The organism is Acetivibrio clariflavus DSM 19732, assembly GCF_000237085.1.
Classification (GTDB): Bacteria; Bacillota; Clostridia; order Acetivibrionales; family Acetivibrionaceae; genus Acetivibrio; species Acetivibrio clariflavus.
Window position 1 is genome coordinate 1,608,337 of record NC_016627.1, and the last position, 24,357, is coordinate 1,632,693.

The following is a 24,357-nucleotide window of genomic DNA, read 5'->3' on the forward strand; positions in this document are numbered from 1 at the left end:
AGAATCAGAATCTGTAAGTGAAGATGAATAATCTTATTCTATTATTTTCAAATACGAGGGGGGATAAGGTTGAATAAGATTATAAAAAATAGAAAAGGAGCTACATTCGTAACAGTTGTTATAGTTGTAACAGTTTTAGTATTATTAGGATCAGTTTTACTGGACGCTGTGATGACTAATCTTGTGCTGACAAAACGTCATATGAATATAGATTTTGCATATTATGCTGGTGAATCGGCAATTGAAAACTGGTTTTCGGTTATTGAATCAAATATTGATAAAATAGCTTCAGATTATACTGGAGAAGTTGAACCTTCAGATAATGTGAGTAGAGAAAGGTTAGCTAATCATATTGTTGATCAGATAAAAGAAAAAGCCTTATTGAAAGATTTGTGGGTCGATATAGCAAATAAATCGGATTCGCTAATAGCTACATCTCCAGTTGATACTTCTGCTCAAGTGAAATTTGTAGATTTGATTTTGGAAAAAACCTATTGGGAAAATTCATTGGGAGACTATATTGAGATTTATCTTGGTATCAAATCAAAGTCATCCTTTTCTCTTCCAAATACTGCTTATAGTACCAGTAATAAAGAAGTTTATGCTGTAAAGCCATTTAAGGTGAAATGCCCGACAAGAAATTATTTGGAGTCTGCAATTTGGTCAGTAGGTGATTTTTATATAAATGGTAATGGGCTTGGTAAAACAGCTGTAGTAAAAGGCGATGTTTTTACTTTTGGTTCTTATGCTAAAGATGTGCATGAGATGGATCAGCAGCTTTTTGGTGGAATTTATGCTTTAAATAAAGGGATTTTGTATGTATACGGAAATGCTTATAGTAGAAGTTTTGTAAGGACAGGTCCTTATGCTAAAGAAAATGATAACAGTGAAATACGCGTGTTTAAAGATATTATAGCACAGTGTATTCAAGTTTTTGGCGATAGTGATAGGATTATTGGCTTAAGAAATGCTTATACTTTTGATGATATTGAAGTTAATGGAGAAGATTCTTTTATTGCAATAAATGGAAGTTATTTTGGATTGACAGAGGGAGAAAGATATCATGATGAATCAAGTGCTATTGTTAATAGTGCATTAATTCACAGTTTGGCAAGAAGGGGAAGTATTTCATTTAATTCTAGTGATATGTCTCCTGCTTTTAAGTCAAGGATTGTTATTAACGGAGATGTTATCGTAGGCGGTTCAACAATGAAAATTGATACTGAAACTAATTTTACTTTAGGTCCGATTGAAAATGCTTCATTAGCTTATAATAAACTTAATGAACTTGCACAATATCAATTACATAACGATTGGAGACCTGGGGACGGTATATACAATTATCATAGGGATTTGAGGAATGCAGCCAAAGCTGGAGATATAAGCGGAATTTTGAACCAATTTCAGGTTTGGAATATGGTGGATCCTTTTAAACCTACGGAAATATCTGATTGGATAAATAAAATAAATTTTGAGCGTCAAAGTAAAGATAATTTTGGTAACTATGATAAGCTACCTGATAAAATAAAAGGCTGCTGGCTTTATGAAATTGTTGGAAATGATAGAGTTTATAAAATACCTATCATAATAATAGATGATCCCGAAGATCTGGATGTTGTTGGATATTCAAGTGATTTTTTTGTAAAAAGTCAATATTGTTTAGACAATATTTACGATGGCGAGAAAATAAAATATGATAAGAATACATGGATATATGTTGATGACGAAATAGAAATTGAGCTTGAAGGTGATGAAGGTACTAAAACTATTACCATATATGATTATCTGTTTGGAAATAAGGTTGAGGGATTTACTGGAAAGCTAGATGAAATTAGCAACGATTTAGAAAATAAGGTTAATAGATTTGTGTCTAGAAAATATAGTCCAGATGCATGGGAAGTTAATAATAAAATTGAGGAATTTCATAATATTCTTGAAGCATTGGAAGATAAAGCTTCTGAGGCAAGTGATGAACATATTATGTATATAGAAAATGGATATAGTGCTATTAGTACCATTAAAGATATTAAAGACTTATATAATGATATTTATGGAATTCCAGATATATATGAAGTTTGTAGAGAAAGTAGAGAAAGAGTTACTGGAGATAATTATGAGGATGACAATGAATACTATGTAATAGCAAATGCCGATCCAAACTTGCATTTGCAGATTAGCGGTACATTTAATGGCATTATTGTAACAGCAGGCAAAGTATATTTAAAAGATAATGCAAGTGTATATGGATCAATAATTGCAGCTGGTTACGGAGAATATGTTGAAGTTACTAAAGACGATGGTAATGTGGTAGAGAAGTTTTTCCCAAAAGCAAATGCTGTATCTAAAAGCGAGTTGGCCCAATTGGATAATGGAGAGTTTGCAGCTGTTATAATAAGTAATGAAGAAGGCATTGATAGTGAACCATATGTTGACTTTTTCCTTGGTATATCAGGAGACAAAGATGTATATGAAAAGGAATATTTATTAAACGTAGTTAAATATGCTGTATACAAAAACAGTTATTTCTTGCCGGAAAGTTTAGACTTAGAAGATAACCCGGAAGATCAAGAAAGAGCATTAATGTACTTAAATAGAGCAGCCAGAGTAAATCTGCTGGAGAAATTTAATAAATTAGGAATTAATTTGTATGATATATTCTAAACATGGGGTGGATTAAATGAATAGAAAATTTAAATTTATAGCAATTATTTCAATGATAACAATAATGATTTCGAGTTCAGGATGTTCGATTTTATTTAAGAAACAGGAACCTATTCCGGAGGAAAATAATAAGATCGAGACACCTGAAACCAGTGTAGAAGAGGATAAGAAAGTACTCGAAATGCTTAGCAAGTATTTTGAGGAAATATATAGTCAACCAATTGAAACTTATAATCAAAATGTGGCTACCGGTAATCCGCCGGAAAAAATAAAACAATTTATAGCTAAAAGAACTTTAGATGAGGGCAGTGGAAACCCTGAAATTGGAATTCATTTGCCAAGAGTGGTAGAGATTAATGGATTGACAATGGTTGATTATGAAATTCTCAGAGACAGCTCAGATAAACCAATAATTGAATCCGGATTTATTGGGAAGACAGGGGAAAATTTCTTGTATTTTGTTAAGTTGAATTTAAAAGCTAAAGCTTTGGAAAATGCTTTATTTGATATGTATTATACTAGAAATTCTCATACCAAAATTTATGAGAAAACTTCAGAGCCTAATGGTGATTTATATGAGTATATAAAAGTACAAGCTAAATATGATGTTGAAGTTACACGACAGGATGGGGAGTATAAGATTGTTACTGTAAAAGAGGCAAACTATAAACCTGGAGTTGAAAATCGGTTATTTAAATTAAATAATGAATTTTTAACGAAATTAAACTATTTAGATGAGAAGGTTGAGGAAGAGAAGAAAGTTTTAGAGGCTGAGAAGGCGTTAATTGAAGGATTTTTTAATAATCTAATAAAGCTGGACAAAGAGAGAATGATATTGTTAAAGTCAAAATGGCAAGCGGGATCAAATGAGTTTATTGATTTTCTAAAATTAGTTGATGCTTTTAAAGTAAATGATAAGGATTCTATGTATATAGACCAAAATTATATTAAGAATTTTAATTATGATGCTTTACCTTTACAGATTAATATGGAAAAAATCAATAGTTTAAAGAATATGGAGATTATTGAGCATCCAGGTTATACTTCAAAGAAAAAAAGGTATTTGGTATCTTTTGATGCTTCTGTTTTGCAGTCAAATGGAATGGTTGGAGAAGAACAGACTTATCATTATGATTATTATGTTACTTTGAAAGTAGCTAATGATAATTTGTATGTTGAAAGTATAAAACTTAATGAATATTATAAGGGCAAGAAAAAGTCAAGTAGTAGTCAAACAAAATCAAATAATAATGAAAACAAAACAAGCGGAAATGAGGCAAAATCTAATTAAGAGTAATTATTTGATAAATACAGATAATAAAAAACCTCTCAATGTAGAGGTTTTTTATTTTTGTTTTCTTTAAATGTAATAAATTTATTAATAATATTAATACTATTACTGATATATATCAAAAGGATGTGATTTTTTGAATACGGAGAATAAAATTATATTTAATAAAGGATTAGTAAATGAGGAAATTGTTCAGAATGATAAAAAAGATGAAGTGGAAGAAATTAAAGAGCTAGGCAAAGCAACGGTATCTACTGAAAAAGGGAATATTCACTGTCTTACAGTTATTGGACAGATAGAAGGGCATATTGTGCTTCCGCCTCAAAACAAGACGACTAAATATGAACATGTGATTCCTCAATTGGTGGCAATTGAAGAAAGTACTGAAATAGACGGATTGCTGCTTATTTTAAATACTGTAGGTGGTGATGTAGAAGCCGGACTTGCCATAGCAGAAATGATTGCAAGTATGTCAAAACCGTCAGTATCACTTGTCCTTGGAGGAGGGCATAGCATTGGAGTTCCTATGGCTGTGTCAACAAAATATTCTTTTATTGCTCCTTCTGCTACCATGACAATACACCCAATACGTCTGAACGGTATGGTAATAGGTGTGCCACAGACTTTTGAATATTTTGATAAGATGCAGGAAAGAGTTGTACAATTTGTTGCAAAGAATAGTAAAATATCCAGTGAAACTTTTAGAAGTCTTATGCTCAAAACCGGAGAACTGGCAAATGATGTAGGGACTATTTTGTTTGGAGAAGAGGCAGTAAAATATGGTCTTATAGACAGCACAGGAGGACTTTGTGAGGCGTTGAAAAAGTTGTATGAGCTGATAGACTTAAAAAAGAAAGAAAAAGCTAATCTAAACTAGGTATAAGTACGACTAAATGCAGCAGAAAGGAGGGAGTTAAATGCTTCTTCATTCAATAATTCCTACAGAATTAGTGTTTGGTAACTACTATAATACAGAAGATTTCAACTATATTGAGCTTGAATATGAAGGTGAAAAAATAGAAGTAATACCTCTATCTGGTAGTACCTATAAAATTAACAGAGTAATAAGTACATCGTTAAAAGCGTATTTGAATCCTAAATTAATGCCGGGTAATATTATTGAAAGTAAATTATAATAGTGTATTGTAAATTAAAGAGAATTATTTTACAAAATTTATTGCTTTTTCTATAAGAAGCTTTTCTGATTTACATTTCATTGATATTAAAATACTGAAAAATATATACCATATAATCAAAAGTTTTTTTATGTTTGGAATATGCATTATGTAAAATATGGAAGGGATATATTTTGTAAAAGACATTTTCCTGGAAGTAATTAATTATGTAAATTGCTTTGAAGATATGGCATTATAGAAAAAAACACGAAAATATGTTATATTAGGTGAGTAATATCTTTTTCTCATGTTTACGGGGGTGTCAACTTGAAAAACAGGAAAACGCAAAAGGAAAGTCATAAAAAAAAGCAGAGTAGCGTTTTTAAATATAATAATGAAATTATAGGCATTTTAATGCTTGCTTTTGGAATCTTAATTTTATTAAGCGTTTATATGAATGAGTCAATAGGCATTTTTGGTGAAATAGTAAAAAAAATTGTTTTGGGATTTAGCGGGCCTGTTGGATTTCTTATACCTCCTATTTTGATTATATATGGAGTATTGTTGATCTTTAATAAAAATAACAGAAACGTAAATGCAAAGATAATGTACGTTGCTGTGCTGATGTTAATATTATCAGCATTATTGCAGACTGGATTCTATAGAGAAGAAGAATATATTAATATGAGTGTTTTGAATTATATTCAAAAATTTTATGCAAATGGTATTGAATTAAAAGGTGGGGGTGTGTTCGGCGGAATAGTTAGTATTCCGTTTTTATTGTTGTTTCAAAATTTGGGAACTATTATTATTCTTAGCACTATGGCCATCATAGATATAATGCTATTAACAGATATTTCAATAGCTAGTTTATTGGTTAGCTTCAAAAATTGTCTTCTCAGCATTTTTAGAAAAATAAAGGAAAGTTTAAAACGGGATGAAGCAGAAAATTTTACAGAGACAAAAGAATTTGAGCCTGATATTGTGATGAATGGAAGAAAAGTTGAAAAGAGCAAAGTTGTCGATTTTGCTTCTAGAAAAGGCAAAGTAAAAGAAGATAAAGATAAATTAAAGGAGCAAAAGGGAGAAATAATTGAGTTTGAAAAAAAAGATATAAAGTTCGAAAATGAGAATGTTGAACAGAACGATACAAAAACCGAAAGTCATGCTAATGATATAGAAAGAGCTCAGGAGTTAGTTGATAAAGAAATAAGCGAAAAACTAAAAAACAGTGTTGATTATAAGTACCCTGATATTGGACTTTTAGATGATAATAAAGCGAATTCCAGTAATTCTATTAACTTTAGGAATGAGGCTTTAAAAGGAGCAAAAAAACTTGAAGAGACTTTAAAAAGTTTTGGGGTTGAAGCTAGAGTTGTAAATGTTAGCAGAGGACCGGCTGTTACAAGATATGAGCTTCAACCGAATCCTGGAGTAAAGGTAAGTAAGATAGTAAATCTTTCCGATGATATATCATTAAACTTGGCAGCTTCGGGAGTAAGAATTGAAGCACCTATTCCCGGAAAAGCTGCGATTGGAATTGAGGTACCAAATAAAGAGGTGGAAGCAGTATTTTTAAAAGAGGTTATTCAGTCAAAAGAGTTTAGAGATAACCCATCAAAGCTCACTTTTGCGTTGGGTAAAGATATATCGGGACAAAATATGGTGGCAGATATTGGCAAGATGCCGCATTTGCTGGTTGCAGGGGCTACAGGCTCGGGGAAAAGTGTCTGCATAAACAGTATAATAATAAGCCTTTTATACAAAGCAAATCCCAATGAAGTAAAATTATTGATGATAGACCCTAAAGTTGTTGAGTTGGGTATCTACAACGGTATACCCCATCTTTTAATACCGGTTGTAACCGATGCAAAGAAAGCAGCAGGAGCATTGAATTGGGCTGTTCAGGAGATGGTGAACAGGTACAAGCTTTTTGCAGATAAAGGAGTTCGAGATATTAAAGGATATAATGCAGTCGCGAAACCTGAGGAGGGGGAAGAGCCTTTACCTCAAATTGTCATAATTATTGATGAGCTGGCAGACCTTATGATGGTTGCTCCTAATGACGTTGAAGATGCAATATGCCGCCTGGCACAGATGGCCCGGGCAGCAGGAATGCACCTCGTTATAGCTACTCAGAGACCATCGGTAGATGTAATAACCGGTGTTATTAAAGCAAACATTCCTTCGAGGATTGCTTTTGCAGTTTCATCCCAGGTAGATTCCAGAACCATTTTAGATATGGCTGGAGCAGAGAAGCTGCTGGGTAAGGGTGATATGTTATTCTACCCTGTAGGTGAGCCTAAGCCTATAAGGGTCAAAGGTACTTTTGTATCGGATAAGGAAGTTGAAAGGGTTGTGGAATACATTAAAGCACAAGGTGAAGCAGAATACAATGAAAATATCATTGAAAAAATAAACAGTGAAAAGGAGACACAGGAAGCTGATCCTGGGGATAATGATGAACTGCTTCCCCAGGCAATAGAATTGGTCGTTGAAACAGGACAAGCTTCTGTTTCCTTAATACAAAGAAAGTTTAAAGTAGGATATGCAAGGGCTGCCAGGATTATTGATCAAATGGAAGCAAGAGGTATCGTTGGAGGTTTTGAGGGAAGTAAGCCAAGACAAGTTTTGATTTCTAAGCAGCAATGGCATGAGATGAATATGCGAAACGATGTCAGTTCCGAATAATTTAAATAAATTTATAATTTCATAAAAATGTATATAATAATAAAAATAAATTTTTAAAAACAGGTGTGTGAATTAATGAGTTTTTTACCGGTTACAAAGCAAGATATGAGAGACAGAGGATGGGACGAACTGGATTTTTTGTATATAAGCGGTGATGCTTATGTGGACCATCCGAGTTTTGGACATGCCATTATAACAAGATTATTAGAAAGTGAAGGCTATAGGGTAGGAATCATTGCACAGCCCGATTGGAGAAAAAAGGATGACTTTATGATGTTAGGACGTCCTAAACTTGGTGTGCTTATATCTTCGGGTGTTATAGATTCCATGGTTAACCACTATACAGCCAGTAAAAAGAGAAGAAGTGAAGATTTGTATTCACCTGGTGGAAAGGCAAATAAAAGACCCGATAGAGCTGTTATCGTATATACTAACAAAGCCAGGGAGCTTTTTAAAGATGTTCCCATTATAATAGGAGGAATTGAGGCAAGCCTAAGAAGATTTGCCCATTATGACTATTGGGACGACAAGGTCAGAAGATCTATATTGGCGGATTCTAAAGCTGACCTTTTAATTTACGGGATGGGCGAAAAGCCTATATTGGAAATTGCCAGAAGGTTAAAAGACGGTGAACCGATAGACAAAATTCAAGATGTAAGGGGAACTGCATATCTTGCAAGGCTTGAAAATTTGCCCGAAGATATAAGGAGATTTGTGGATGGAAGCAAAAATAATAGTGATTGTCTTCTCCTTCCGTCCTTTGAAGAGGTACTGGAAAGTAAGAAAAAGTATGCCGAAGCTTTTATGATGCAGTATAATGAACAAAATCCTTATTTAGGGCGTACTTTGATTCAAAAACACGCAGACCGTTATCTTGTGCAAAATCCTCCGGCTTTGCCCATGAATGAAAAAGAGATGGATAGAGTTTATTCTCTGCCCTATGAAAGAACTTACCATCCGATGTATGAAAGTGAAGGCGGAGTACCCGCAATTGCTGAAGTTGAATTTAGTATAACCAGCCATAGGGGATGCTACGGAGGATGCTCATTCTGTGCTTTAAATTTTCATCAAGGCAGGATTATACAAAAGAGAAGTCAGAGGTCGATTATAAATGAGGCCAAGAAACTTATTTGGCAGCCAGGGTTTAAGGGATATATACATGATGTGGGAGGACCGACAGCTAACTTTAGGAATAAGGCATGTAAAAAGCAAGAGACGAAGGGTGCGTGCAAGGAAAGGCAGTGCCTTTATCCTGAACCCTGCAAAAACCTGATTGTAGATCACGGTGAATATTTGGAACTTTTAAGAAAACTGCGGGAAATCCCCGAAATAAAAAAAGTATTTATTCGATCGGGAATAAGATACGATTATCTTATTCTTGACAAAAATGAAGAGTTTTTTTATGAACTTTGCGAGCACCATGTGAGCGGTCAGTTAAAGGTTGCACCAGAGCATGTTGCGGACAGAGTTCTGGAGAAAATGGGTAAACCCATAAGAAAGGTATATGACAAGTTTGTAAAAAAATTTTATGATATAAATAAGAAGCTTAATAAGGAACAGTATTTAGTTCCATATCTAATGTCAAGCCATCCCGGAAGTGATCTTAATGCTGCCATTGATCTGGCATTATATTTAAAAGAGTTAAATTACACGCCGCAGCAGGTTCAGGATTTTTATCCCACACCGGGTACTTTGTCCACCTGTATGTTTTATACAGGAATTGATCCTAGAACCATGAAAAAGGTTTATGTTCCGAAAACACCGAAAGAAAAGGCAATGCAGAGGGCATTATTGCAGTATAGAAAAAAGGAAAACTACAAACTTGTATATGAAGCACTTAAATTGGCGAATAGAGAAGATTTGATCGGATATGGAAAAGACTGCCTTATAAAACCTTTGAGAAATGATGTTGATAATACTTATAAGGCGGCTGAGAGCAAGTATAAATCCAAGAAGAACAATAGTAGTAAGGAAAGAATTGATAAGAACAGAAATAGGAAGGAAAATATAAAAGACAGAAAGAATAGAAATAAAACTAAAAAGAGAAAGCGAAAGAAGTGAATAAAGTTAATGAAAGAAAATTAAAAATAAATCATTACTAATTAAGAACGGTGTTTTATAGCAAGAAAAATTATAAGACAAGTCTTCTGTATAAAAAGTTTCAAATAACAAAAGAGCATTTTACAAAGAAAATCAAAAAATAGATACCATAATAATTTGACAAGAAAAGTGTAATAAAATAAAATGGTAATTGTTGAAAAAACATAGGGAAAGGTAGATAAAAAATGAGCGCAAGGGTATTAAACGGAAAAGAATTGGCAACAAAAATAAAAGGGGAATTAAAACAAACGGTTGAGGAAATTAAAAAGAAGGGTATTTATCCGGGATTAGCTGTTGTTATAGTTGGAAACGATCCTGCTTCGAGGGTATATGTGAATTCAAAGAAAAAGGCTTGTGAAGAGATAGGAATAGAGTCTTTTGAATATGCTTTGGACGAAAATGTCAGTGAAGAGGATTTAATTAAGCTAATCAAAAAATTGAATAATGATGATAGGGTTAACGGTATACTAGTGCAGTTGCCGCTTCCTAAGCACATTAATGAAGAGAAGATAATTCTTGCTATTGACAGTTCAAAGGATGTAGATGGATTTCATCCCGAAAATGTGGGAAGGTTGATGACCGGTAATCCGCAATTTCTTCCCTGTACTCCGGCAGGTGTAATGGAACTGATTAAGGAATCGGGTATTGAAATTGCCGGCAAGGAATGTGTAATTGTCGGAAGAAGCAATATTGTTGGAAAACCTCAATCTATGCTGCTTTTGGCAGAACATGGGACAGTGACTATTTGCCACTCAAGAACAAAAAATCTTGAAGAAGTGGTTAAAAGAGCGGATATTTTGGTGGTGGCTGTCGGAAAGCCTGAAATGATAAAGGGAAATAGTATCAAACCTGGGGCTGTTGTCATTGATGTAGGAATAAACCGCCTTGAAGACAAGAAAATTGTCGGGGATGTTGAATACGAATCTTGCAGTAAAGTAGCTTCTGCTATTACTCCTGTACCAGGCGGCGTTGGACCAATGACAATTGCAATGCTTATGAAAAATACCGTCAAAGCTGCTATTGCTCAGGCAGAAAGAAAGGGATAAACTTGGGAAATAACACTATTCAACATTATAGTGAAAAACTTATGGAAATAAAGAATAGACATGAAGAGGCTAAAAAGCATTTTTACAATCAAAAAGGAAAGAGGGATCAGCTTTTAGAGCAGAGGTCCGATTTGGAAAAACAATTGCAAAAAATTTTAAACAACATTGATATACTTGATAGAGTTAAGGTATTGCTTCAAAAGGTATCGGAATATGCAAGAGAGCAATCAAGGGTCCAGATTGAGGCTTTGGTTACAAATTGCCTTCAATACATATTCGATTCAAGTCTTGAATTTAAGATTGAAATTAACGAGGTTAGAGGCAGACCTGAGGCTGAATTCTATGTAATAAGTAAATACGGCGGTACTGAAATAAAGACAAAGCCACAGGATGCGAGAGGTGGAGGGGTAGTTGATATAATATCCCTTGCAATAAGGATTGCCATGCTAGAGTGCAGTAATCTTGAAAATAAAGGACCCATTATTTTAGATGAACCAGCAAAGCATGTAAGTGATGATTATATAACTCAAGTTGCGGAATTTTTGAAACAAGTTACGAAAATGTTTAACCGACAAGTAATAATGGTAACTCATAACAGGCATTTAAGTGAAATGGCAGATAAATGGTATAGGATAGAAATGAATGATGGTGTTAGTGTTGTCACCGATGAGGGTATTAATTAAATAAAGATACACTTGAGTGTATCCCCTTAAATGGGCTTTAGGATTAAATCTTGACATAAAATTTAAAAAAGATTAAAATAAGAAAGTATTATAAGTGCCTACAGTTTATGTATTTGTGTAATTTGACCATTGAAAACTGAATACTAGGAGGTGTGTGCCATTCAATTATTAATTGGTTTAGGAATTGGATTACTAATCGCAGCAGTTGGAATAATTGTTGCTTCAGGAATAAGTTCCCGAAAAGGATTCCAGAAAGGATTCGAAGAAAGAAAAAGAAGAGCCGAAGCTGAAATTGGCAGCGCTGAGCAAGAAGCAAAGAGAATTATAAGTGAGGCCCAAAAGGCCGCTGAGAGTAAAAAGAGAGAAGTGCTGCTGGAAGCTAAGGAAGAGATCCACAAGAGCAGAGTTGAGCTTGATAGGGAGATAAAAGACAGAAGAAACGAAATTCAGAGACAAGAACGGAGATTAGTACAGAAAGAAGAGACTTTGGACAAAAAGGTTGAAGCATTGGAACAGAAAGAGGAAATGCTGAACAGAAAAAGCAAAGAGATCGATGAATTGTATGAAAAAACTCTTGAAGTTCAAAAGCAGCAAATCGAAGAATTGGAAAGAATATCGGGAATGTCGGTTGAAGAAGCAAAGGTAGTGTTATTAAAGAATGTAGAAGACGAAGTTAAGCATGAAATGGCAATGCTCATTAAAGAAATTGAGCAAAAAGCAAAGGAAGAAGCCGATACAAAAGCAAAGAATATAGTTGCACTTGCAATACAAAAATGTGCAGCCGACCATGTATCAGAAGTTACAGTTTCTGTTGTTCCACTTCCTAATGATGAAATGAAGGGTAGGATTATCGGTCGTGAAGGAAGAAATATCAGGACTCTTGAGACGTTAACAGGTATCGATTTGATTATCGATGATACTCCGGAAGCGGTTATATTGTCCGGATTTGATCCGATAAGAAGAGAAGTTGCCAGAATAACTTTAGAGAAACTGATACTTGACGGAAGAATCCATCCTGCCAGAATTGAAGAAATGGTGGAAAAAGCTAAAAAAGAAGTTGAAAACACCATTCGTCAGGAAGGTGACAACGCTACTTTTGAAACAGGTGTGCACGGCTTACATCCTGAGCTTGTAAAATTACTGGGTAAATTGAAGTATAGGACCAGTTATGGTCAGAACGTTCTCAGTCACTCCATTGAAGTTGCGCATTTGGCCGGAATTATGGCTGCGGAGCTTGGAGTTGATGTAGCTTTAGCAAAGAGAGCAGGTTTGTTGCATGATATAGGAAAAGCTGTTGACCATGAGGTTGAAGGTTCTCATGTAACAATTGGTGCTGATCTTGCTAAAAAGTATAAGGAAAGCAATGAAGTTGTGAGTGCAATAGCTGCACATCACGGTGATGTAGAAGCTACAAGTATTATTGCAGTTTTAGTTCAGGCAGCCGATTCAATTTCAGCTGCAAGACCTGGTGCAAGAAGAGAATCTCTGGAGTCTTATATTAAAAGACTTGAGAAGTTGGAAGAAATTGCGAATTCCTTCCAGGGTGTTGAAAAGTGTTATGCAATTCAAGCAGGAAGAGAAGTACGTATTATGGTTAAAGCCGATGAAGTACAGGATAATGAGATTCCTTTGATTGCAAGGGACATTGTTAAGAGAATTGAAAATGAACTGGATTATCCAGGACAAATTAAAGTAAATGTTATAAGAGAAACAAGATATATTGAGTATGCAAAATAATTATATTTTGATATAATTGGTATAAAAAGCGTGATAACACGCTTTTTATGCTTATATGGGACTTTTTGGGTCTGCTTATTAGAATGGAGGATTTTCAGCTTTGAACATTTTGTTTATTGGTGATATTGTAGGCAATCCGGGAAGGAAAGCAGCAAAAGAGATGATACAAAAATTAAAGAAGGAGAGAAATATTGATTTTTGTATAGCTAACGGTGAGAATTCTGCCGGAGGAAGCGGTATTACTTATGTTGTAGCTCAAGAGCTATATAAATCAGGAGTTGATGTAATTACCTTAGGAAACCATACTTGGTCAAAAAGGGAGATTACAAACTTTATTGATTCGGACAAGTGTATTTTAAGGCCAGCAAATTATCCTGAGGAACTGCCGGGAAGAGGCAGCACCGTAATATCAAGTGAGAAAGGAAAAATAGGTGTTCTAAACCTTATGGGACGTATATACATGGATAGTATTGATTGTCCGTTTAAAGCAGCCGACAGAGAGCTTGTTGAACTTAAAGCTCAAACAAAGATCATAATTGTAGATATGCATGCTGAGGCAACATCGGAAAAATGTGCTTTAGCATGGCATTTGGACGGCAGGGTAAGTTGTGTTATAGGTACCCATACCCATGTACAGACTGCCGATGAACGAATTTTGCCTTGCGGCACAGCGTTTATTTCAGATGCAGGGATGACTGGCCCTTATGAAGGAATTATAGGAGTGAAACGGGATATAGTGATAAATAAGTTTTTAACCCATATGCCCAACAGATTTGAAATTGCTCAGGGCCCGGTACAATTTAATGCTGTATATATCGAAATTGATGAAATTACAGGGAAGTCAACAAAAATTGAAAGAATAAATACAATACTTGAACAATAAAAAAGGAGGATTTTGTATCCTTTATGTAGAATATAATAATATAAAGATAAAGGGGGTAGCAAATATATGGACATATTAAAGGTATCTGCAAAGTCAAGTCCAAACTCTATTGCAGGAGCGCTTGCAGGTTTTATTAAGGAGAAAGGTGCTGTTGAAATCCAAGCAATAGGTGCCGGAGCATTGAACCAAGCCGTCAAAGCAGTAGCTATAGCAAGAGGTTTTGTTGCCCCGTTAGGAATAGAATTAATATGTATTCCGGCTTTTACTGAGGTTGTGATAGACGGTGAGGAGAAAACAGCAATAAAATTAATTGTTGAACCTAGAAGGGAAAAGTGAGATAAAAATGACCTTATATTATGTAAGGTCATTTTTTTATGAATATTATGTAAACAAAAAATATTATAATGTGATTTATTGCATAATATTTGCCAGTATGATAAAATTTAATTAAAGAAGGGGGGAGTTAGGATAATATGATTAGAAAGAAAAAGATTCTATCATTTTTTATTTTTAGTTTACTTACATGTTATCTATTTACTAATGTTCAAACCATTTTTGCATCACAACAAGATCCCATCACTATATTATTCAACGGTGAAAAACTTTCATTTGACGTAGAACCATATATAAAAGAAGGAAGAACGCTGGTACCTTTCAGAGGAATTCTTGAAGCATTGGGAGCAGAAGTTATTTGGAATCCGGATGAAAGATCAGTAACTGCAAGAAACAGAACTACAGAGATTTACTTGAAAATTGGCTCAAACGAAACTTTGGTAAACGGTTCAAAGGTAATAATTGATGTTCCGGCGGAGATTACCGATTCAAGGACTTTTGTACCTTTAAGGTTTATTTCAGAGAATCTAGGGGCTACTGTTTTATGGGATGGCGCTACAAGAACTGTTTCCATCGAGTATAAGCCGCAAGTCCTTGTGGAAGACCCGGGTAACGGAGAGATTCCGGGCAACAGCGGAGCAATTGGTGTTTTTAATGACGGCGATATAACAATTATTATTGACAAAGTGAAATTTGATTCTTCAGAGAAAAAGTTTTATATATACGGTAGAGCAGACTTTAATGGAAAAAGTGTATTTCTTAGAGTATTCGATTCAACAGGTAATACAAAGATGGCGGAATATGTAAAAATAGAGAACCAAGGAAAACTGAAAAGTTTTGAAGCTGTAGTTATTACGAATAGATCTGAATATTATCCTGAAAGTATATTAATTGATGTTTTTGATGAGAAAGATAATAAATTGAAAATATTAGGAAAAATCATACTGTAATTTATTATTTTGTAGTGTAATTTATTATTCGGGAGGTAATGTTATGATAAAGAAAGGAGTCATTTTAACCTTATTGACCTCATTTGTTTTTTTAATGAATTTCCAGATTTCTTATGCAGATGATGTAAAAATAGTAAGAGAAATAGATGGTTTAAGTGTAACTGAAGATGGTTCCTATAAAGTTAAGTATAATGAAACTAAACCAATATTATTAAAGCAAAATGATTATGTGAAACTAAATATAAAGAAAGACAAGGAAGTAGTTATATTACTGGACGGTTCAGAAATAGAGACTCCCCCAGGCAAACTTCCTCAATCGCCTTTTAAATATGCACTTTTTGCAGGTGCAGAAGAAATAAACGGAAATAAGGATGTATTGATACTTAGAGGAGATCAACTTAGTATTTCAGGATATTCGCATTCAAATGGAAATATTATCGGTGGAATTGGTCCTGGTTCAGCTGTATGTAAATCAGAAGAAGATAAATTAGTAAGTGTTGGAAAAGTCGATATTTCAGGAGCAGGTTTAACAATCAATAAGGAAGAAAATGTTTCTTTAATACCAATGCCGGACTTAAGTGAAAAATTTGCTGTTGATGCTAAGACAGCAGGATCATATTTTTCAACTACCTTTAATCCGAAAACAGGTAAAGAGTATTATAAAGATATTATAGACTCTTCAGGAGAAGGAGTAACAGGTATAATTAAAAGTGAATTTGGTTCTGGTTTAACTTGTACATACACAGGAGATACTTGGGAAATAAACGGTAATTCTTTAGAACTATCAATGAAAAAACCGTTATTTTTTGATGGTAATGTTAAATTTAGTTTAAATAGTATAATAGGAGATGGATTTATTATAGCAACAGGAGATATTTTATTTAATAGCGGTAAAGAAACTAGTTTAGGTTTAGCATTTAACGATGACGGAACTGTTGATTTGGAAAACAGTTCTGAGATAGGTTTTTACTCGGTTTCTGGTAATATCGATTTTAATATGGTATCTGGCGCAAAGTTCAAAGGCATTGTATACGCTCCTGGTACTTTTGTTGAAGACGAAACGGGAAGGTTAATTTTAAAAGGTGGAAAAGTACAAATGAGTACAGACTATTTTGAACTCTATGGCAGTTTAGTAGCTAGTACACTGGAATTGTATGGTAATAAAAAAATTTATTACGTTGAAAATGATTTGAGTGATGAGTTAGAAGATGATACAACAAGTCGTATTGATTTTTCAAATGTACAAAGTGTTGCATTAAAGATAGCTAACGAGTTATCAAAAGGAAAAAATAATGTTAACATGGCAACAATTATATATTCTGATACAGCAGATATATTAGGAAAAGGATTTTATAAGCTTAATAATGAAGACGAATTGAATGAATTATCCGAATTAATAAAAGAATATGAAATAAGAGAAGGTTCAAATTTAGGAGATGGTCTTAGATTAGCATATCATACACTAAAGGAAGGAGCAGCTAAAGATGGAGACGATACATTAAATGAACCTGAAAAGTTTTTAATTGTATTGACGTATAATGAACCTACTAGATATACCGATGTAGATATTTCATATACAGGTGAAATTCCAAGCGGAGATATTCGTATAAAAGAATGTAATATAGAAGAAGCTTTAAACTATGCTGAAAGAGTTGCAGAGGTTATAAAAGAAGAAAGATTTGACAATATATACTTTATAGACCTTGATGCTGATGGTACTTTAAATTCAGTTAAAGAAGTTTTAAAAAAGGCAGGTACAAAAGAGGAGTTTACATATGATCCAAAGGCAGTTGTAGAAGGAACTGCAAAGCAAACCTTTGAAGAAGCATTAGATATTTCGATTCAATCAATACTTAAGGATATAAATTATATACCAATAGTAGAAAAAGTCGAAGTTGCATTTAATGATGATAAATCGCATGTATTGCCTGATTACGTTGAGTTTGTGAAGACTGTAAAAGAACAAATTGAAATAGATGGCGAGAAAAAAATTGTTGAGAAAAAAAGTGATTTTTATTATGATGAAGATACCCGAGAATTAGAACTTATTGAAGATATTATTATTGATTTGTCAAGCGATAAGACCGAAGCTAAGATTGAAGAACTTATCATGTTTGTTAAGTTTAATACTGTAACAAATTCTGAACAATTACCAGAAGATTATATTGAATTTAAAGAAACAGAACTTATTTATACATTTACTTTAGTTGATAGAAATGGCAAAGAGTTAAAAGAATTTATTCATGTACCTGTTGACAAAATGCGTGTTAGAGTTGAGTCAAAAATAGACATAAATTAAATGTTGTAATAAAAATTAATTAACGGTGCTGTCTCAAAGTATTATAAATATTTTGGACAGCACCTTTTTTATTTGAAAATTGATGTTTTATTATCGAGACTAACATTATTTTATAAAAATTTGAAAGGTGTAAAAGAACTGTTTATTAAACTATGCTATATGTTAATTTGTAACCGTCAAATAGATCATCACATAGTAGAATGGTTGCGAAGTTGATACAATCACTGTAAAAAAGAATAAACGGAGTGATTGTATGGACATGGAAAAAGTAACAACTGAACAACAATTATCTAGGTGGGCACAATTAATACAAAACCGGCTTGAAAGTGGGCAAAGTATCAAAGAGTTTTGCCGAACGAATGGAGTAAGCAAAGCTACATACTACTATTGGCAAAAGAAAGTCAGTGAAGCAAAGTGTACAGTAGTTGAAGAAGTAAAAGAACCCAAAATCGAAGTACCAAGTGGATGGATGCAGCTTGCATCGAAACCGGTGTACCCTGCAAAAGCTACACTGGAAATTAAAATTAATGGCTGTAATGTCACTGTAAATACGGAAACAGACTTAGAATTATTGAAAAAAGTTTGCCAGGTGTTGATGTCGTTATGATAAGATGGAATGAAAAACCAGTGTATCTTTGCGGAAGATTAACGGATATGAGGAAATCTATCAACGGATTAATAACACTGGTACAAGAAAGTTTCTCACTTGATCCGTTTATGAATGCACTGTTTGTGTTCTGTAACAGAGGGAGAAACAGGATAAAAATCCTTGAATGGGATGGAGATGGGTTTTGGCTGTACTTTAAGAGGCTAGAACGAGGGAGATTTTGCTGGCCAACAGAAGAAGATTCAACCACAATGCTTCTTGATGTAAACGAATTAGCTTGTCTTATTGATAGTGCCAGATTAGAGAAAAAGCTCAGGAGAAAGGAAGTTTTAGAGCGTCAAATTTCGTAAGAAGAAATTCAAAAAAGAATCAAAAAGCTGGATTTAATGTAATTTTTATGGTAATATTATCCTATGAATAGACAAGAAATTTCAGTAGAAAAATTACTTAATATAATTGAAGAAAAGGAACGAAGGATAGCTGAATTGGAACAACAAGTCCAATGGTTTATGGAACAAATACGCCTTTCAAAGCATAAACAATTCGGTGTATCCAGTGAACAAACAAAGATTGAACAAATCAATCTTTTTAACGAAGAGGAAGAGACTCACAATTTAGCTATTTCCGAGCTACAAAAGATAGAAGTAAAAGCTTATTACCGTAAGAGAACACGTCTAACAACAGATAAACTTCCTGAAGATTTACCGGTGGAGGTAATAGAGCACAAGTTACCCGAAAAGGAATGTATTTGCCCGGAATGCGGTAGTGAATTGCATACAATGGGAAAAGAAACTCGTGATGAGTTGAAGATTATACCTGCAAAAGCGGTAATAGTGCGCCATATTAGGCATGTTTATTCATGCCGGAACTGTGAAAAAACTTCAGACCATACTCCCATTGTAAAGGCAGATATACCGGAACCGGTCATAAAGGGAAGTTTTGCATCACCCGAGACAATTGCCCATATAGCTACACAAAAATTCATGATGGGGTCTCCCTTATATCGTCAGGGGCAGGAATGGAAACAAAATGGCATTGAGATATCAAGGCAGACAATGTCAAATTGGTTGATAAAAGCCTGTGAGAATTGGCTGGAACCGATATATGAGGAGATGAAGAAACGGCTGTGCGAGCATGAGGTACTGCATGCAGATGAAACAGTGGTACAGGTGCTAAAAGAACCAGGGAAGGCGGCACAGTCGAAGAGTTACATGTGGCTGTACCGAACGAGCGGGGAGGCAAAACATCAGATAATACTTTATGACTACCAGCCGGACAGAAAACATATACATCCGGAGGAATTTCTAAAAGAATTTAGTGGATATTTACATGCAGACGGATATAGCGGGTATTACAAGCTGCCCGAAAAAATTACTGTAATAGGTTGTTGGGCCCATGTACGGCGAAAGTTTTTTGAAGCGATGGAAGCCCTGCCCAAAGAAAAGCAAGCAACATCTAATGCAGCGAAGGGAGTAACATATTGTGATAAACTGTTTCATTTAGAGAAACAGTTTGCATTGCTGTGCCCGGAAAACCGGTTAGAAGGAAGAAAGAAGCAATCAAAGCCTCTTATAGATGAATTTTATGATTGGATAAAAAAATTAAATGTACTTCCCAAAACCCATCTGGGGAAAGCAGTACAATATGCGCAGTCCCAGCGAAAATATCTTGAGAGGTATATACTGGATGGACGATTAGAGATATCCAATAACCGTGCAGAGCGAAGTATAAAGCCTTTCGTAATCGGACGCAAGAATTGGCTTTTCAGTAATACGCCAGGTGGTGCGAGAGCGAGCGCGGTGTATTACAGTCTTATTGAAACAGCAAAAGAGAACGGATTGAATCCTTTTGAGTATTTGTCATGGATATTTAGTCAAGCCCCTAATCTAGGGAAACCTGGTTATGTGAGCACATTTGCTGATTTTCTGCCTGGTAGCAGAAAAATACCTGCTAAGGTGTTTATACCGCAATCCAAAAGAACAGAGCCTGAGAAATATGCCTGGGAGGAAGACGAATGAAAGTTGGAAAACATACGATATTTATGATCAAATTTATCACGGATTTTATTAATGGTGAAATAGAACGTTATTTTTTTGATTTGGATTATTCTGGTTAATGTAATAGAGCATTTTCCCTGCATGGAGCATGAGAACAGCGAATTAGCGGAAAGATTTGCTGATACTGTAGATCAGGCATATGAACTCGGAACATCTCTTGGTTTGTCGGATGAAGAGTTCAGGATGGAAATTGCCAATGCTTTCAATGAATGGTTGGGTGAAAAAAGACCCAACTTAATTTAGATGCACATAGGTTGTAAAAATTAAGGATTAAGTTTTTGGTTGAAAAAGTTTTATCGATTTACAAAACTTTTCCAACCATTTTTATTAATGATTGTGTCATTCATGTGCGGGCTTGTTTGACGCTTACTATTATCTGGTAATAAACATAAAGCCCCATATATTTTGAGAAATATGGGGCAAAAATTTTATTATTTTGATTTAACATAACCTTCGGCTTTTAAAAGCTCTGCAATTAGGATTGCACCGCCAGCTGCGCCTCTTACTGTGTTGTGGGACAGACATACAAATTTATAGTCGAAAATGATATCTTCTCTAAGTCTTCCGATGGTAACGCCCATTCCGTTTTCATAGTCTCTGTCAAGTCTTGTCTGGGGTCTGTTGTCTTCAGTCATATATTTCAGGAATTGTTTTGGTGCACTTGGAAGTCCAAGAGTCTGAGGTTTGCCTTTAAAGCTTTCCCAGAGAGAAAGGATTTCATCCTTTGAAGGTTTCTTGTCAAAGGAGACGAATACTGCTGCCATATGTCCGTCTAATGTAGGAACACGAATACATTGAGTTGTTATTATTGGAGATTTGGCTTTAACAATTTCACTGCCTTCAACTGTTCCCCATATTTTTAGAGGTTCCTGTTCACTCTTTTCTTCTTCACCGCCGATATACGGAATAATATTGTCTATCATTTCAGGCCAGTCATTGAAAGTTTTGCCGGCACCGGAAATAGCCTGGTATGTGCAAGCTGTAACTTTGTTGATGCCAAATTGTCTTAAAGGATGTAACGCAGGTACATAGCTCTGTATGGAACAGTTGGGTTTAACTGCAATAAAACCGTTCTTTACTCCTAATCGTTTTCTTTGGCTTTCTATTACATCAAGATGTGAATCGTTTAACTCAGGAATAACCATAGGAACATCAGGAGTCCAACGATGTGCAGAATTATTGGATACTACCGGGGTGTCTGTCTTTGCATATGCTTCTTCAAGGGCTTTAATTTCATCTTTTTTCATATCTACAGCACAAAATACAAAGTCAACATCCTTTGCAACATCTTCAACATCTGAGGCATTTTTAACAATAATATTTTTAACCTTTTCCGGAATCGGAGCATTAAGTTTCCATCTTCCTTCTACAGCTTCTGAATAAGTTCTGCCGGAAGATTTTTCACTGGCAGCTATTGATACTACTTCAAACCAGGGATGGTTTTCCAAAAGAGTAATAAACCTTTGACCTACCATTCCTGTTCCTCCGACTATACCGACTTTTAATTTATTGCTCATAATTTACTCACTCCTATACTTTATTAAAGTTTTATACATCAGGTCTAATACTGTTTTATTGACACTAATTATTTCAATAAGTCATGTGTGTTTGTGTATTTAACTGAAAAATACTTATAAAACTTCAATTAAGGCATCTGTTTGTTATTAAATAATTATGTATGTACACGTACGAAGAACAAATGTGTTTGTATGGTGTAATTTTAGCAAAAAGTTGTTCAATTGACAATAGATTTGTAAAATTTAATTTTTAATATCCCGATATTTATTGTGATAATTTACGGTACATTTATATATATTAAGAAAAATATCAGGAATTGTTAAGCATAAAATATTGGATATTTATTAGATATATACATTAAATAAATAATGCTTATGTGGTGCTAAAGAGGACTATTTTTTTATGCCTTGCTAAATGGCCCTGTTATATATTATAGAGAAGAATAAAATAATATGAGAATTTTTGGATTAAATTTTTTGCCGATATCTTTTTGCTCTAACGTATATAAAAAAGCGATATTTGCTGGATAAAATAAAAAAAGAATAAAGCTTCTTGATTAAAATTGGATAAAAATAGATCATAAGATTTTGAAATAAAAAATAATATAATGAATTGTTTTTTCTCTAAAATAAACTTAAGATATTATTGTATTTGAATCTAATGCTACTGGATTAATTCTTATCAAAAGAATAATCATAAGATTTTGATATAGATATTAGTCTAAGGTTTATAAATATTCTTATATAAATTACGGATGTAATGATAAAAGACTAAGTATAATAAGTTTCTATTTTATTTTAATCGACACAACAGGAGATGATTTAATGGAAAACCAACAGGTTTTAAACAAACGAATTACTCTTTTTGCACTGGTATGGCCTATTCTGATAGAAACATTTTTGAGAATGTTTTTTGGTACTATTGATACATTTATGCTCAGTAGCTATTCCGATTCTGCTGTAGCAGGCGTTGGATCCGCAAATCAATATGTATCTATATTGATATTACTGTTTCAAATAGTTGCGGGAGGTGCTGGGATAGTAATATCTCAGTATCTTGGAGCCAAAAATGAAAAGAAAGCTTCTTATGCAGCATTGGTGGCTATTTTGTTCAACCTGCTTTTAGGTATAATGATAAGCATTTTAATGTTTGCCTTTTCGGGAAAAATACTCAGACTAATGAATTTTGAGGAAAGTGTATACCGATTTTCAAAGGAATATTTGATTATAATTGGCTCATTTTCTTTTGTAAATGCTGTGAGCATGACGATGTCAGCTATCCTGCGAAGCCATGGATACGTAAAGTACCCTATGTTTGTAAATATGGGGTCTAATATTCTCAATATTATCGGAAATGCAATTTTTATTTACGGTCTGTTTGGAGTACCGGTATTGGGAGTTAAAGGGGTTGCTATTTCTACAATTAGCAGTCAGGTTATCGGACTGTCGGTTATGTTTATCGTATTGAAAAGAAATGTCGGACTTAATTTTTCGGTTCCGGAACTAATAAAGATTCCTAAGGAAGAAATTGTTGAGATTTTAAAGAATATTTTTAAGATTGGCGGTCCATCAGCAGGGGAGACATTATCCTATAATATTGCACAGATTGTTGTAACATCTTTTATATCGGCTATGGAAGTTTATGCACTGACCGCAAGATTTTATGTTTATAATTTAATGTTTTATATTATGATGTTTGGATTGGCGACAGCACAGGCCACACAGATTATTATCGGCCACCTTGTCGGTGCCGGGAAAAAAGATGAGGCATATAAGGCATGCCTTCGCAGTCTTAAATTGGCAGCTATTGTATCTTTTTCTGTAGCTATAGTGTTTGCGCTGTTTGGAAAAAATCTCTTGGGCATATTTACTGATGATATGAATATTATCCAATTGGGTGGGAAATTGTTTCTGATTACTATTATTTTAGAACCCGGAAGAACTTTCAATCTGGTTCTTGGTCATGCCCTTAAGGGGACCGGTGATGCGAAATATACCATGTATATGGGCTTGATATCAATGTGGCTTGTAATGGTCTTAATGTCTTACGTATTAGGTATAAAAATGAGCTTAGGTCTTGTTGGAGTATGGATAGCCTTTGCTTCCGATGAGTGGATAAGAGGCATTATGATGCTTAAAAGATGGAAATCAAGGGCATGGGAGCAAAAGGCAGTTATTTCGAGACAATCAAGTGCTGTTGAAAAAGATGATGAATATTTGCAAACAGCAAATTAATGCTTAATAAAGTATTAAAAGTAAGTTAGTTTAGGGCATGGAAATATGCTTTTTTGAAAATTAAAATTTATTAAAAAATCAAATAAAAAGAAAAAACGGTTGCTGAATTTTATGTTAATTTTTTTTACCATAAAATTTAAAATGTGTAACCG

General features: G+C 34.1%; 19 protein-coding genes. 18 read left to right on the forward strand and 1 reads right to left on the reverse strand.

What is annotated here, in order from left to right:
• The first annotated feature begins 69 nt into the window (after nt 1-69).
• The 17 genes from CLOCL_RS06870 (at nt 70) to CLOCL_RS22050 (ending at nt 20,696) form a co-directional block, all read left to right on the forward strand.
• A complete protein-coding gene (locus tag CLOCL_RS06870) occupies nt 70-2,661 on the forward strand; it encodes a hypothetical protein (protein ID WP_014254663.1) in 2,592 nt (863 codons plus the stop codon).
• Between the two features lie 16 nt (nt 2,662-2,677).
• Entirely contained in the window at nt 2,678-3,952 is a 1,275-nt protein-coding gene (locus CLOCL_RS06875) for a hypothetical protein (RefSeq protein WP_014254664.1), read from the forward strand.
• Nucleotides 3,953-4,088: 136 nt separating this feature from the next.
• Nucleotides 4,089-4,829 (forward strand): ClpP family protease, encoded by a 741-nt coding sequence (locus CLOCL_RS06880; RefSeq protein WP_014254665.1) that lies wholly within the window; start codon nt 4,089-4,091, stop codon nt 4,827-4,829.
• A gap of 40 nt (nt 4,830-4,869) precedes the next feature.
• Nucleotides 4,870-5,088: a YlzJ-like family protein gene (locus tag CLOCL_RS06885; protein WP_014254666.1), complete on the forward strand. Its 219-nt coding sequence runs from the start codon at nt 4,870-4,872 to the stop codon at nt 5,086-5,088.
• A gap of 306 nt (nt 5,089-5,394) precedes the next feature.
• Nucleotides 5,395-7,758: an FtsK/SpoIIIE family DNA translocase gene (locus CLOCL_RS06890; protein WP_014254667.1), complete on the forward strand. Its 2,364-nt coding sequence runs from the start codon at nt 5,395-5,397 to the stop codon at nt 7,756-7,758.
• A 75-nt stretch (nt 7,759-7,833) separates the two neighbouring features.
• A complete protein-coding gene (locus CLOCL_RS06895; protein WP_014254668.1) occupies nt 7,834-9,819 on the forward strand; it encodes a YgiQ family radical SAM protein in 1,986 nt (661 codons plus the stop codon).
• 224 nt (nt 9,820-10,043) lie between these two features.
• Nucleotides 10,044-10,904: a bifunctional methylenetetrahydrofolate dehydrogenase/methenyltetrahydrofolate cyclohydrolase FolD gene (gene folD, locus CLOCL_RS06900; RefSeq protein ID WP_014254669.1), complete on the forward strand. Its 861-nt coding sequence runs from the start codon at nt 10,044-10,046 to the stop codon at nt 10,902-10,904.
• A 41-nt stretch (nt 10,905-10,945) separates the two neighbouring features.
• Nucleotides 10,946-11,587, forward strand: a complete 642-nt coding sequence (locus CLOCL_RS06905; protein ID WP_051411149.1) for a P-loop NTPase family protein — start codon at nt 10,946-10,948, stop codon at nt 11,585-11,587.
• Between the two features lie 150 nt (nt 11,588-11,737).
• On the forward strand, nt 11,738-13,324 hold the full coding sequence (gene rny, locus CLOCL_RS06910; RefSeq protein ID WP_014254671.1) for a ribonuclease Y: 1,587 nt from the start codon (nt 11,738-11,740) through the stop codon (nt 13,322-13,324).
• Between the two features lie 100 nt (nt 13,325-13,424).
• Entirely contained in the window at nt 13,425-14,207 is a 783-nt protein-coding gene (locus CLOCL_RS06915) for a TIGR00282 family metallophosphoesterase (protein WP_014254672.1), read from the forward strand.
• Between the two features lie 66 nt (nt 14,208-14,273).
• Nucleotides 14,274-14,543: a stage V sporulation protein S gene (locus CLOCL_RS06920; protein ID WP_014254673.1), complete on the forward strand. Its 270-nt coding sequence runs from the start codon at nt 14,274-14,276 to the stop codon at nt 14,541-14,543.
• A gap of 137 nt (nt 14,544-14,680) precedes the next feature.
• The gene (locus CLOCL_RS21480; RefSeq protein ID WP_014254674.1) at nt 14,681-15,490 is read left to right on the forward strand and encodes a copper amine oxidase N-terminal domain-containing protein; all 810 of its coding nucleotides are present in this window, start codon (nt 14,681-14,683) and stop codon (nt 15,488-15,490) included.
• 43 nt (nt 15,491-15,533) lie between these two features.
• The gene (locus tag CLOCL_RS06930; RefSeq protein ID WP_014254675.1) at nt 15,534-17,789 is read left to right on the forward strand and encodes a VWA domain-containing protein; all 2,256 of its coding nucleotides are present in this window, start codon (nt 15,534-15,536) and stop codon (nt 17,787-17,789) included.
• A 253-nt stretch (nt 17,790-18,042) separates the two neighbouring features.
• Complete coding sequence (gene tnpA / locus CLOCL_RS06935; RefSeq protein WP_014253714.1) at nt 18,043-18,396, forward strand: IS66 family insertion sequence element accessory protein TnpA; 354 nt, start codon at nt 18,043-18,045, stop codon at nt 18,394-18,396.
• Nucleotides 18,393-18,746 (forward strand): IS66 family insertion sequence element accessory protein TnpB, encoded by a 354-nt coding sequence (gene tnpB, locus CLOCL_RS06940; RefSeq protein WP_014254676.1) that lies wholly within the window; start codon nt 18,393-18,395, stop codon nt 18,744-18,746. The genes tnpA and tnpB overlap by 4 nt, the downstream gene beginning before the upstream one ends.
• Nucleotides 18,747-18,809: 63 nt before the next feature.
• Nucleotides 18,810-20,414 carry an IS66 family transposase gene (gene tnpC / locus CLOCL_RS06945; protein ID WP_014254677.1) on the forward strand — a complete coding sequence of 535 codons (1,605 nt, stop codon included), beginning with the start codon at nt 18,810-18,812 and terminating at the stop codon, nt 20,412-20,414.
• 75 nt (nt 20,415-20,489) lie between these two features.
• Nucleotides 20,490-20,696: a hypothetical protein gene (locus CLOCL_RS22050; RefSeq protein WP_148263775.1), complete on the forward strand. Its 207-nt coding sequence runs from the start codon at nt 20,490-20,492 to the stop codon at nt 20,694-20,696.
• Nucleotides 20,697-20,884: 188 nt separating this feature from the next.
• On the opposite strand, the gene asd is transcribed toward CLOCL_RS22050, so the two are convergent.
• On the reverse strand, nt 20,885-21,970 hold the full coding sequence (gene asd, locus CLOCL_RS06950) for an aspartate-semialdehyde dehydrogenase (RefSeq protein ID WP_014254680.1): 1,086 nt from the start codon (nt 21,968-21,970) through the stop codon (nt 20,885-20,887).
• A gap of 825 nt (nt 21,971-22,795) precedes the next feature.
• Here asd and CLOCL_RS06955 point away from each other — a divergent pair.
• On the forward strand, nt 22,796-24,205 hold the full coding sequence (locus CLOCL_RS06955) for an MATE family efflux transporter (RefSeq protein ID WP_014254681.1): 1,410 nt from the start codon (nt 22,796-22,798) through the stop codon (nt 24,203-24,205).
• Nucleotides 24,206-24,357: the final 152 nt, after the last annotated feature.

Bases quoted from the DNA above. Each gene is read 5' to 3' on its own strand.
- CLOCL_RS06875 (WP_014254664.1), top strand. From the start codon at position 2,678: ATGAATAGAAAATTTAAATTTATAGCAATTATTTCAATGATAACAATA.
- CLOCL_RS06885 (WP_014254666.1), top strand. From the start codon at position 4,870: ATGCTTCTTCATTCAATAATTCCTACAGAATTAGTGTTTGGTAACTAC.
- folD (WP_014254669.1), top strand. From the start codon at position 10,044: ATGAGCGCAAGGGTATTAAACGGAAAAGAATTGGCAACAAAAATAAAA.
- CLOCL_RS06920 (WP_014254673.1), top strand. From the start codon at position 14,274: ATGGACATATTAAAGGTATCTGCAAAGTCAAGTCCAAACTCTATTGCA.
- tnpB (WP_014254676.1), top strand. From the start codon at position 18,393: ATGATAAGATGGAATGAAAAACCAGTGTATCTTTGCGGAAGATTAACG.
- CLOCL_RS06930 (WP_014254675.1), top strand. From the start codon at position 15,534: ATGATAAAGAAAGGAGTCATTTTAACCTTATTGACCTCATTTGTTTTT.
- CLOCL_RS06905 (WP_051411149.1), top strand. From the start codon at position 10,946: ATGGAAATAAAGAATAGACATGAAGAGGCTAAAAAGCATTTTTACAAT.
- tnpA (WP_014253714.1), top strand. From the start codon at position 18,043: ATGGACATGGAAAAAGTAACAACTGAACAACAATTATCTAGGTGGGCA.
- CLOCL_RS21480 (WP_014254674.1), top strand. From the start codon at position 14,681: ATGATTAGAAAGAAAAAGATTCTATCATTTTTTATTTTTAGTTTACTT.
- CLOCL_RS06895 (WP_014254668.1), top strand. From the start codon at position 7,834: ATGAGTTTTTTACCGGTTACAAAGCAAGATATGAGAGACAGAGGATGG.
- asd (WP_014254680.1), bottom strand. From the start codon at position 21,970: ATGAGCAATAAATTAAAAGTCGGTATAGTCGGAGGAACAGGAATGGTA.
- CLOCL_RS06955 (WP_014254681.1), top strand. From the start codon at position 22,796: ATGGAAAACCAACAGGTTTTAAACAAACGAATTACTCTTTTTGCACTG.
- tnpC (WP_014254677.1), top strand. From the start codon at position 18,810: ATGAATAGACAAGAAATTTCAGTAGAAAAATTACTTAATATAATTGAA.